Source organism: Stutzerimonas stutzeri, from assembly GCF_000935215.1.
In the GTDB taxonomy this organism is placed as follows: Bacteria; Pseudomonadota; Gammaproteobacteria; order Pseudomonadales; family Pseudomonadaceae; genus Stutzerimonas.
Genome location: NZ_JXXD01000106.1, coordinates 1 through 9,568, shown reverse-complemented (window position 1 = coordinate 9,568; position 9,568 = coordinate 1). Strand labels below are relative to the sequence as shown.

The 9,568-nt window shown below is 64.8% G+C and carries 13 protein-coding genes; 3 read left to right on the top strand and 10 right to left on the bottom strand.

Translation table 11 applies throughout. The features are described 5' to 3' along the window. Positions 1-540 (top strand): DNA-3-methyladenine glycosylase family protein (locus LO50_RS12025; protein WP_044315151.1); only part of this gene is annotated, 540 nt, incomplete at its 5' end. On the opposite strand, the gene LO50_RS12020 is transcribed toward LO50_RS12025, so the two are convergent. From LO50_RS12020 to aroC, 8 genes are all read right to left on the bottom strand, one after another. Then, positions 537-1,097 carry a histidine phosphatase family protein gene (locus tag LO50_RS12020; RefSeq protein WP_044315150.1) on the bottom strand — a complete coding sequence of 187 codons (561 nt, stop codon included), beginning with the start codon at positions 1,095-1,097 and terminating at the stop codon, positions 537-539. The two genes, LO50_RS12025 and LO50_RS12020, sit on opposite strands and share 4 nt — an antisense overlap. A gap of 3 nt (positions 1,098-1,100) precedes the next feature. Then, the gene (locus tag LO50_RS12015; protein ID WP_044315149.1) at positions 1,101-1,292 is read right to left on the bottom strand and encodes a PLDc N-terminal domain-containing protein; all 192 of its coding nucleotides are present in this window, start codon (positions 1,290-1,292) and stop codon (positions 1,101-1,103) included. Between the two features lie 6 nt (positions 1,293-1,298). After that, entirely contained in the window at positions 1,299-1,508 is a 210-nt protein-coding gene (locus LO50_RS12010) for a PLDc N-terminal domain-containing protein (protein ID WP_041014350.1), read from the bottom strand. Between the two features lie 76 nt (positions 1,509-1,584). Next, positions 1,585-2,268 (bottom strand): acireductone synthase, encoded by a 684-nt coding sequence (mtnC, locus tag LO50_RS12005; protein ID WP_044315148.1) that lies wholly within the window; start codon positions 2,266-2,268, stop codon positions 1,585-1,587. 1 nt (position 2,269) lies between these two features. Next, positions 2,270-2,815 (bottom strand): 1,2-dihydroxy-3-keto-5-methylthiopentene dioxygenase, encoded by a 546-nt coding sequence (locus tag LO50_RS12000; RefSeq protein ID WP_044315147.1) that lies wholly within the window; start codon positions 2,813-2,815, stop codon positions 2,270-2,272. A 53-nt stretch (positions 2,816-2,868) separates the two neighbouring features. After that, positions 2,869-3,489 carry a methylthioribulose 1-phosphate dehydratase gene (locus LO50_RS11995; RefSeq protein WP_044315146.1) on the bottom strand — a complete coding sequence of 207 codons (621 nt, stop codon included), beginning with the start codon at positions 3,487-3,489 and terminating at the stop codon, positions 2,869-2,871. Continuing rightward, positions 3,486-4,637: an MFS transporter gene (locus LO50_RS11990; RefSeq protein ID WP_041014354.1), complete on the bottom strand. Its 1,152-nt coding sequence runs from the start codon at positions 4,635-4,637 to the stop codon at positions 3,486-3,488. The genes LO50_RS11995 and LO50_RS11990 overlap by 4 nt, the downstream gene beginning before the upstream one ends. A gap of 74 nt (positions 4,638-4,711) precedes the next feature. Next, positions 4,712-5,803 carry a chorismate synthase gene (aroC, locus tag LO50_RS11985; protein WP_014820734.1) on the bottom strand — a complete coding sequence of 364 codons (1,092 nt, stop codon included), beginning with the start codon at positions 5,801-5,803 and terminating at the stop codon, positions 4,712-4,714. Positions 5,804-5,948: 145 nt separating this feature from the next. Between aroC and LO50_RS11980 the strand changes: the two genes are divergently transcribed. Both LO50_RS11980 and LO50_RS11975 read left to right on the top strand, forming a co-directional pair. Continuing rightward, positions 5,949-6,911: an alpha/beta hydrolase gene (locus LO50_RS11980; protein ID WP_044315145.1), complete on the top strand. Its 963-nt coding sequence runs from the start codon at positions 5,949-5,951 to the stop codon at positions 6,909-6,911. A gap of 81 nt (positions 6,912-6,992) precedes the next feature. Then, positions 6,993-7,772, top strand: coding sequence for a hypothetical protein (locus LO50_RS11975; protein WP_044315144.1), 780 nt, complete (start codon positions 6,993-6,995; stop codon positions 7,770-7,772). Between the two features lie 10 nt (positions 7,773-7,782). Here the strand turns inward: LO50_RS11975 and LO50_RS11970 are convergent, their stop codons facing one another. Together LO50_RS11970 and LO50_RS11965 are read right to left on the bottom strand one after the other, a co-directional pair. Next, a complete protein-coding gene (locus LO50_RS11970) occupies positions 7,783-9,006 on the bottom strand; it encodes a maltoporin (protein WP_014820737.1) in 1,224 nt (407 codons plus the stop codon). Between the two features lie 110 nt (positions 9,007-9,116). Beyond that, the coding region (locus tag LO50_RS11965; RefSeq protein WP_044315143.1) for a TOBE domain-containing protein at positions 9,117-9,568 on the bottom strand (452 nt) is incomplete at its 5' end.

The following is a 9,568-nucleotide window of genomic DNA, read 5'->3' as shown; positions in this document are numbered from 1 at the left end:
CTGCCAGCCGCCTATGACCCGTTCGAACAGGCGGTGCGGGCGGTGGTCGGCCAGCAGGTCACGGTCAAGGCGGCGGTGACCATTACGCGACGTCTGGTGGAACGCCTCGGCGAGCCGCTGCAGGACGCGCTACCGGGGCTGGAGATGCTCTTCCCTACCGCACAAGCGATAGCTGATGACCCGCTGGACAATATCGGCATGCCATCCAAGCGAGCCCAGGCGCTACGCCGGCTCGCTGCCGCGGTGGCCGAAGGAGCGCTGCAGCTGCATGTGGAAGATGGCGCCGATGCGCTGGTGCAACGACTCTGCGAATTGCCGGGGATCGGTCCCTGGACTGCCGAATACATCGCGCTGCGCGGCTTCGGCGTCGCGGACGCCTTTCCCGCAGCCGATCTCGGACTGCTGAAAGCGCCAATGTGGGGCGCGGATGGCATCAGCGCCAAGGCGTTGGCTCGACGCGCGGAAGCCTGGCGTCCGTGGCGGGCCTATGCGGCCATTCATATCTGGGACAACTACTCCAAAGCGGCCAAAGGCGGCTAAGGCGGCGCGATACGCGCCAGTAGTCTGGGCGGACTGGTCAGCGGGCGCTCCAGGATCAGTCCCTCGCCCGACTGCGGGAAGATGCCCGTCAGTGCAGTGATGTTGACCTGGTGAGTGACCAGCACCGCTACCTCGCCGGCCGGCAACTGCTCGACGGCCTCGCGCAAGGCTTCGGTATGCCAGTGCTCGTTTGCGGGCGACGTGAAAAACGAATCCAGCGCAGGCAGTGGTTCCACCCGGCCGAGCGCCATCTGCTCGGCGGTCTCCAGCGCACGGCACCAGCAACTGCTGAACAAGCGCACTTCACCCAGGCCCGCTTCGCGCAGCCGCGCGCCCCAGCGCCGGGCCTCATCCCGGCCGCGCTGATTCAGATTTCGCTGGGTTTTGCAGTCTTCGAGAACGAAGCCTTCGGGATCGCCGAGACCTGGCGCGCTGGCGTGACGCATGACAAGAATCGCCCGCCCCTCGCGCAATGCCTGCCAGGCCGCCGCGTCGTCAGCCCGAAGCGGCTCGGCAGCAAGCGCCAGCAGACTGATCAGCAGACCGCTGCGCCACATGTGTCACAACCGCGCCTTGCCGAACGGCCCGGCTGCTACCGCCCACATGATCAGACCGACCACGGGCAGCAGCAGGATCACACACGACCAGACAACCTTGCGCCCGACCTCGATGCGGCTGCGCCACACATAAGCGATGGCGAGGACGTCGAGCATGAGGACCACGATGGCCAGCGGGCCGCTGAGGCTTTCCATCAACGGCTACCGATACGGCCCGCGCGAGTCAGGGCGATTGCCGCGCGGCCCCATGATTCCCCAGATGATCAGGCCGAGCACTGGCAACAGAACGATCAGAAGCACCCAGAGCACCTTCTTGCCCCCGGTGCTATCGCTGCGAACGATGCTGATGATCGCCCAGATATCCAGTATCAGGATGAGCAGGCCGAAAATACCGCCGAAGGCATCTCCCATGGGTTCGCTCCTGTTTGGGTGAGTACCTAATCTAGGATGCCAGCGCGGCGGCAGGGTTCAGTAATCGCCCGGTGGCTCAGTAGCGCCGAGGGTCGATCTGCGCAAAGCTGGCGACGGTCTCGTGCTCACCGAGGGCGCCGCCATCGCGGCCCAGCCCACAGACGCGCATGCCGGCCTGCTGCGCGGCATCGAGTTCTTCGACCACATCGGAAAGGAACAGCACCTCGACGGCTGGCACGCCAATGGCTTCGGCGATGCGCTGGTAGGAGACCACCTCGCGCTTGTGCCCGCTGGTGGTATCGAAATAACCGGAGAACAGCGGTGTCAGGTCGCCGGCCTCGGAACAGCCGAAGATCAGCTGCTGTGCCTGGATCGAGCCTGAGGAATACACGTACAGCGCATACCCCTGCGCCTTCCACTCCCGTAGCGCAGCCACTGCGTCCGGATAGATGTGCCCCTTGAGCTGGCCGGCCCGGTAGCCCTGGAACCAGACCATGCCTTGCAGCGCCTTGAGCGAGGTCGCCTTGCGATCGCTGGCGATCCAGCCGAGCAGTATCTCGATGACGCGCTCGATATCCGCATCGCCCTCACCGCTTTCGCCGCGCACCGCCTCGAGCTGCGCAGCGACCGCAGGTTCGCCGGCGTGGCTGCGGATATACGCCGGCAAATGCTCGCGGGCATAGGGGAACAGCACATCGAAGACGAAGCTGACGGCGCTGGTGGTGCCTTCGATATCGGTGAGGATCGCCTTGATCGGCATCTCAGTCGTCCAGCCGCGGGAACTGATCGGCGATGCTTTCGCCGGTGAACTCCGCGACCCAGCCTTCCGGGTTGTTGAACAGGCGGATCGCGACGAAGTGCGGCTCTTCACCCATGTCGAACCAGTGACGCGTGCCGGCGGGCACGGAGATCAGGTCGTTCTTTTCGCACAGCACGGCGTAGACCATGTCGTCGATGTGCAGGGTAAACAGCCCGCGCCCGGCAACGAAGAAGCGCACTTCGTCCTCGGCATGGCGATGCTCGTCAAGGAACTTCGCGCGCAGTTCGTCCTTCTGCGGGTGATCGCGGGTCAGGCTGATCACATCCACCGTGACGTAGCCACGCTCGGTCATCAGCTTGTCGATCTGCGGCCGGTAGGCGGCGATCACCTCTTCCTGGCTGGCCCCGGCGGCGATTGGAGCGCTGGCCTCCCAGCGCTCCAGCTGCACACCGACCTTGGCCAGCGTCGGGGAGATGTCTTCGAGGTGGGTCAGCACCTTGAGCGGCTGATCGGGTCGGGTCTCGTGATATACGCTAAGGACACTCATGTTCGGCTCTCCGAAAATGTCGTCTGCCCGGTCGCTACCGGGCAGGCTGGAATTTATCTGGGCTGCAGGGCACGCATCTTCAGTTCGCATTCGAACAGAAATTCGAATGCCTCGATCTGTCGCAGCGCATCGCTCATCGTCTCGCCCCAGGTGTACAGGCCGTGGCCGCGAATCAGGTAGCCGACGCAATCGGGATGCTCGTCAAGCCACCGCCGCACCATGGTGGCCAGGGCGGCGATGTCCTGATCGTTGTCGAAGATCGGCACCAGCACCTGCGATTCATGGCTCGAGATGCCGCTGAAGGCCTTTTGCAACTCGTAATCGGCGAACACCAGCGAATCGGCCAAGGCGACGCGGGACAGCACCGTGGCATTGACCGAATGGGTGTGCAGCACCGCGCCGATCTCCGGTTTCCAGCGATACAGCTGGGTATGCAGTAGTGTCTCCGCCGAAGGCCTCTTGCCCTCTTCTAGGCTGTTGCCGTGCATGTCGACGGCCAACAGGTCATCGGCAGTCAGCTCGCCCTTGTGCCTCCCGGAAACGGTCAGCAGCAGCTCGGCGCTGGTCAGGCGCGCTGAGTAGTTGCCGCTGGTCGCCGGCGACCAGCCACGACCATACAAGAAGCGTCCGGCGTCGATGATCGCCTGGCTCAGGTGCTGGCGGGTGGCAGTCATGCGCGGTCCTCCTGCAAACGGAAGGCAATGATAGCGGCTGCGGCCAGCGCCGCGAGACTGGCGATGGCGAACGACCAGCCTGGTCCCAGACCGGACCAGGCGTAGCCCGCGTAGAGCGCACCCAGCGCTCCACCGATGCCGGACAGGCTGGCATACAGCGCCTGGCCTTGGCCCTGCTGGCGATGGCCGAAACTGCGCTGGACGAAGTGAATGGCAGCGGCGTGGAAACTGCCGAAGGTCGCCGCGTGCATCAGCTGCGCGACCAGCAGCACGGCCAGATGCTCGGCGAACTGCCCGAGCAACACCCAGCGCAGCGCGGCGATCAGGAAGCTGGCCAGCAGCACCTGACGCAGCGAGAAACGCTCGAGCAGCCGCGCCATTACCAGGAACAGCAGGATTTCCGCGACCACGCCCAGCGCCCACATCAGCCCGATAAAGCTGCGGCTGTAGCCCAGTGCTTCCAGGTGAATACTGAAGAAGGTGTAGTACGGCCCATGGGCCAGCTGCATCAACGCCACGCAGCCGTAGAAGGCCAGTACGCCAGGCCGCCGCAGCTGGGCGAGGAACCCGCCCTGCCCGGCCGCCTCGCTACGTTGCCGCGGATGAGCGTTGGGCACCCAGGCGCTGCTCAGCACGATACCGACCATCACGAAGGCCACCGCGGTCGGGTAAAGATCGAGGCTCAGCCGCTGGAACAGCAGTCCGAGCCCTACCACCGCGAAGATGAAACCGATGCTGCCCCACAGCCTGACCTGGCTGTAGCGCTCAGTCTGCTCGTGCAGATGCGCCAGGGTGATGACTTCGAACTGCGGCAGCACCGCGTGCCAGAAGAACGCATGCAACGCCATCACCAGCGCCAGCCAGGCAAAGCTCTTGTCGAAGAAGATCAGCCCGAAGGACAGCAAGGTGCACAGCGCGCCGAGACGGACGATTTCCAGCCGCCGACCGGTTGCATCACCCAGCCAGCCCCAGAGATTCGGCGCCACGCAACGCATCAGCATGGGAATGGCGATCAGCTCGCCGATCCGCTCCGGCGAAAAACCCAGATGATCGAAGTACAGGCCGAGAAACGGCGCCGTGGAGCCGAGCAGGCCGAAGTAGAAGAAGTAGAAACCGGACAGACGCCAGTACGGCAGAGCAGCGGCCATAGGCTACAAGCTACCGACTGCGGACAACGGCCGCCTTATGCTGCCGCCGTCGGTCTGCCGTCTACGGCCCGGATTCACAGTTGCGGCAGCACCGGGGTGAGCACTTGCACATCGGCGTTCTGCCCACGGTGGCGCAGCAGGTGATCGAGCAGAACGATGGCCATCATGGCCTCGGCGATCGGCGTTGCACGAATGCCTACGCAGGGGTCATGGCGACCCTTGGTAATGACCTCGACCGGCGCGCCATTCACATCGATCGACTGCCCTGGCGTGGTGATGCTGGACGTGGCCTTGAGCGCCAGGTGGGCGACGATCGGCTGTCCCGAGGAGATGCCACCGAGAATGCCGCCGGCATTGTTGGAGAGGAATCCCTGGGGCGTCAGCTCGTCACGGTGCTCGGTGCCACGCTGGGCTACCGAAGCGAAGCCGGCACCGATTTCCACGCCCTTGACCGCATTGATGCTCATCAGCGCATGGGCCAGCTCGGCGTCGAGGCGGTCGAAGATCGGCTCGCCAAGGCCCGGCGGTACGCCATCGGCGACCACGGTGATCTTCGCGCCCACCGAATCCTGATCGCGACGCAGCTGGTCCATATAGGCCTCCAGCTCCGGCACCTTGTCCGGGTCCGGACTGAAGAAGGCATTCTGCTCGACACTGTCCCAGGTCTTGAACGGGATCTCGATCGGACCGAGCTGGCTCATGTAACCGCGCACCTGGATGCCCAGGGTCGCCAGATACTTCTTGGCGATGGCACCGGCCGCCACGCGCATGGCGGTCTCGCGCGCGGAGCTGCGGCCACCGCCGCGGTAGTCGCGCAGGCCGTACTTGTGGTGATAGGTGTAGTCGGCGTGGGCCGGACGGAACTGGTCCTTGATCGCCGAGTAGTCCTTGGACTTCTGGTCGGTGTTGCGGATCAACAGGCCGATGGGGCAACCGGTTGTCCTGCCTTCGAAGACGCCGGAGAGGATTTCCACCTCGTCGGCTTCCTGGCGCTGAGTGGTATGCCGGCTGGTGCCCGGCTTGCGGCGGTCGAGATCGCGCTGCAGATCGTCCAGCGACAGCTCCAGCCCGGGCGGGCAACCGTCGACGATGGCCACCAGCGCAGGACCATGGCTTTCGCCGGCAGTGGTGACGGTGAACAGCTTGCCGTAGGTATTGCCGGACATGCAGGACGCTCCGCGATCGACCGAAAAACAGGGGCCGGAAGTATACCTGAGGCCGCTACGGTGTCATCGCTCCTGTTGCCGGCGCATACTGACCTTTGCGTCGATTGCCGCGTCCAACCTGCTCAGTGACCAACGAAATCCTTCCATGCGTGCCCTGCTGATACTGCTGCTACTGACCATGTCCCCTTCTTTCCTGCAGGCGCAGACCCTGCTCAATCAGACCCTGAACCTGGATACCGGCAGCGGCGTGCTGCAGGGCAGCCTGTTGCTGCCGAAAAGCGACCAACCGGTACCGGTAGCGCTGCTGATCGCAGGTTCCGGCCCGACCGATCGCAACGGCAACAACCCGGCCGGACGCAACGACAGCCTCAAGCGCCTGGCCCAGGGCCTCGCCAAGCTGGGCGTGGCCAGCCTGCGCTACGACAAGCGCGGCGTCGGCGCCAGCCTGGCGGCCGCACCGGACGAGCGCGAGCTGAGCGTCGAGGGCTATGTCAGCGATGCGCTGGCCTGGAGCGCGAAGCTCAAGGGCGATCCCCGTTTCAGCCAACTGATCCTGATCGGCCACAGCGAAGGCGCGCTGATCGCCAGTCTCGGCGCGCCGAAGTCGGGCGCCGCGGCGCTGATCAGCATCGCCGGCAGCGGCCGACCGATCGACGAGGTGCTGCGCGAGCAACTGCAGGGTCGCCTGCCGCCGGCACTGCTCGCCACCAGTTATTTTCTGATCGACGAGCTCAAGGCCGGCCGAACCCACGCCGAAGTGCCGGAGCCCCTGCAGGTGCTGTTCCGCCCCAGCGTGCAGCCGTACCTGATTTCGCTGTTCGCCTACGACCCGGCGGAGGCCTTCGCGGCCGTCGAGACACCTGCGCTGATCGTGCAGGGCCGCCACGACATCCAGGTCGGCATCGAGGACGCCGGAGCCCTGCAGCGCGCAAAACCCGACGCCAAGCTGGCGCTGATCGATGGCATGAACCATGTGCTGCGCATCGTCCCGGCGAATGCGCAACAGTTGGCCTCCTACGATGATCCCGACCTGCCGCTCGCCTGGGGCCTGCAGGAACGTATCCGACACTTCCTGCAGGCCAATGGCATCCTGCCAGCCTCCAGTTAGGCGCCGCGCTGCCGATAGCCCGCATGACGAGGGCCCGATCGGCTCCTGAACGAGCCGCCGCGCAGGCCCAGGAACGCGCAGATGACCGACAGCGAAACCACCCAGAGCACTGAAAAAGACCAGCCGGCAGCACCTAAGCATCCGTGGACGGAGCTCAAGCCCGACCGTTTCCGCCTCCTGCGCCTGGCACCACTGCCCACCGAGCGCGACGGCGGCGCGCGCCCGCTGCGATTCGTCGAACTTGCGCAACTGGAACGGCATACGCCGGAGCAGAGCCTGCTGCGGATGTTCATCAACATCCCCGGCCAGGTGCGCGCGCGCAAGCACAACGTGCTGGAGGTCTGGGCCGATCACCGCAGCAAGGAACTCCGCTTCGGGCCGGATAGCGGATTACAACTGGACCCGGCCAACCGCGGCGTCGGTCGCTTTCTGCTGGCCCAGGGTGCGGCATGGGCGCAGAAGCGCTGGAGCCACTATCTGGTCGAGGGCGGCGCGTTGCCGAAGGATGTGGCGAGCGAAGACCAGCGCCTGCGTCGCGATCACTGCCTGCGCACCCAGGGCTTCGATATCGACTACCCCCAGGCGACGCCGCTCAAGCCAACCTACGGCGCACCGCGGGTCAGCGCCCTGCGAGCGGACTGGAACAGCGAGAAGGTGCAGGTAGTGGAGCTGCAGGAGGCGGCGGCGATGCTGGAACAGGCCGACCGCAACCTGCAGGCACAGGAGAACCAGATTCGTGAGCTGCAGGAGCGAATCGCCCGCTTCCGCCGTGAGGACGGTGCGCTGCGATTCACCATTGTTTGCCTGATTGCGCTGGCGCTGTTCCAGGCCGGCCTACTGATCTGGATGGCGACGCGCTAATCCGCGACTTTTACCACCAATGCTCCACCTGCACGCCGAAGTTCGAACCATGGCGGGCATTGCCGAATGCACCGGTGTCCGACAACGCCGAGCCTTCGGCCATTAGATTGGCGGCACGCTGCGCCGCCTCGTTCCAGCTGGCATAGGTGTAGTACAGCCGGAACTCCGGCCGTGCCCAGAAGCCAGGGCCGGCGGGTGACCAGGTCGGCGCGATGGTGAACTTCGTCAGTTTGCGCGTGCCGTCGGTGGCGTCGATCTGGTCGTGGCCGACCTCGGCGACGAGCTTGAACTGCTCGCTGAACGCATAGACCGGGCGAGCCCCCACCGACCACCAGTCCTGATCGCCACCGTCGGCGCGCTTGTCCTTCTGATAGACCACCTGAGCCTGGCCGCCGAAGCGCGGGGTCACCTGCCAGTCGAAGTACTCCACCACCCGCCAGCTCTTGGCGCTGTCGTCCAGGGTCACGTCGCCGGTATAGCCGAGGCCGGTGCCCGGCCCTTCACCGTACTGCAGTGCCAGTGTGTTCTTGCCGCCTAGAAAGTCCGACTGCACGTGCTGCACCGTCACCGCCCAACCACTGTTGGCGTCGTCGCGACTGGGCTTGTCGAGGTAGCTCAGGCCGAATTCCAGCTCGCCGCCCGGATTGCTGTCGAAGCCGCCGACGTTGAAATCGTGGCGAGTGACGTACTCTTCCTGAAACACGCTGTCCTTGCGCGAGAAGGCATAGCTGTACTTCAGTCCGCCGATCTCCATGTCCTCGACGCCGGCGCCGGTAGCGCTCTGGTTCCAGTAGTAGAAGTCGGAGATATGGATGTCGTTACGCTTGTAGAAGCGGCGGCCCGCCCACAGCGAGCCGTTGTTCAGCGCCGGCACCTTGCTCCACTCGGCGTAGGCCTGGACCATCCGCGCCCAGCCATGGTCGCCAGTGAATTCCGGGGTGTGGTTGTACTGGTTGTACAGCGCCGCCATGCCTTCCAGGCTCAGTACCGAGCCATCGGCGAAAGTGTAGAGGTCCTGGCGCAGGTCCAGCTCGGCGTACTGCTCGCACTCGTTACCGAGACGGTACTTGCTCGGCGCGCCGGGCAACTGGAAGCATGATTGCGAATCGCTGTTGACCGATTCACCCACGCCGCTACGCATGTAGCCGGTGAATTCCAGGGCATGGCCGCTCAACGGCAGGGCCATCCCGACAACGGCAGTCGCAACGCCCAGGGCGGTTAGTGTTTTTTTCATATCCACTCCGCTTTTGTTGTTATTGATCGCTGGATCGAGCCGAGACGGCTCTGTTCATTCCTGTAACCGTCCACTTTCATCGACCGCCTGCTGGCAAGGCAAGCGGCAGTTCACTGCGCTGTGCCCGCTCCGTTGGAAACCAGCCGGGGGACCTTGCTCTCGCGCACCGGCTCCGGCTGCACAACACCAAGCCGCTCGCCGGTCTGCGCATCGAAGAGCAGCGCCTTGCGCGGGTCAAACTGCAGATTGAGCGTCTCCCCCACTCGCGGAGCCTGGTCCGGCATCAACCGGCAACAGGCCTTGACCTGATTCAGCGTGAACACCACCAGGGTGTCTGGCCCGGTGGGTTCGACCACTTCGATGTCGACCGCCAGCGAAAAATCAGCTGTTCCGACTCCGGCGAGGCCGATCTGTTCAGGGCGAATGCCGAGGATGAGTTCGCGATCACGCAACCCGTCGTCGCTGGTAATCGGCAACGGCAATTCACAGCTGCCCTGCTCGCTGTTGAGCACACCCACCCAGCGTCCGTCGCGCTGGCGGATGCGCAACGGTACGAAGTTCA

Bases quoted from the DNA above. Each gene is read 5' to 3' on its own strand.
- LO50_RS12015 (WP_044315149.1), bottom strand. From the start codon at position 1,292: ATGGAAAGCCTCAGCGGCCCGCTGGCCATCGTGGTCCTCATGCTCGAC.
- LO50_RS12000 (WP_044315147.1), bottom strand. From the start codon at position 2,815: ATGAGTGTCCTTAGCGTATATCACGAGACCCGACCCGATCAGCCGCTC.
- aroC (WP_014820734.1), bottom strand. From the start codon at position 5,803: ATGTCCGGCAATACCTACGGCAAGCTGTTCACCGTCACCACTGCCGGC.
- LO50_RS12010 (WP_041014350.1), bottom strand. From the start codon at position 1,508: ATGGGAGATGCCTTCGGCGGTATTTTCGGCCTGCTCATCCTGATACTG.
- LO50_RS11975 (WP_044315144.1), top strand. From the start codon at position 6,993: ATGACCGACAGCGAAACCACCCAGAGCACTGAAAAAGACCAGCCGGCA.
- LO50_RS11990 (WP_041014354.1), bottom strand. From the start codon at position 4,637: ATGGCCGCTGCTCTGCCGTACTGGCGTCTGTCCGGTTTCTACTTCTTC.
- mtnC (WP_044315148.1), bottom strand. From the start codon at position 2,268: ATGCCGATCAAGGCGATCCTCACCGATATCGAAGGCACCACCAGCGCC.
- LO50_RS12020 (WP_044315150.1), bottom strand. From the start codon at position 1,097: ATGTGGCGCAGCGGTCTGCTGATCAGTCTGCTGGCGCTTGCTGCCGAG.
- LO50_RS11995 (WP_044315146.1), bottom strand. From the start codon at position 3,489: ATGACTGCCACCCGCCAGCACCTGAGCCAGGCGATCATCGACGCCGGA.
- LO50_RS11970 (WP_014820737.1), bottom strand. From the start codon at position 9,006: ATGAAAAAAACACTAACCGCCCTGGGCGTTGCGACTGCCGTTGTCGGG.
- LO50_RS11980 (WP_044315145.1), top strand. From the start codon at position 5,949: ATGCGTGCCCTGCTGATACTGCTGCTACTGACCATGTCCCCTTCTTTC.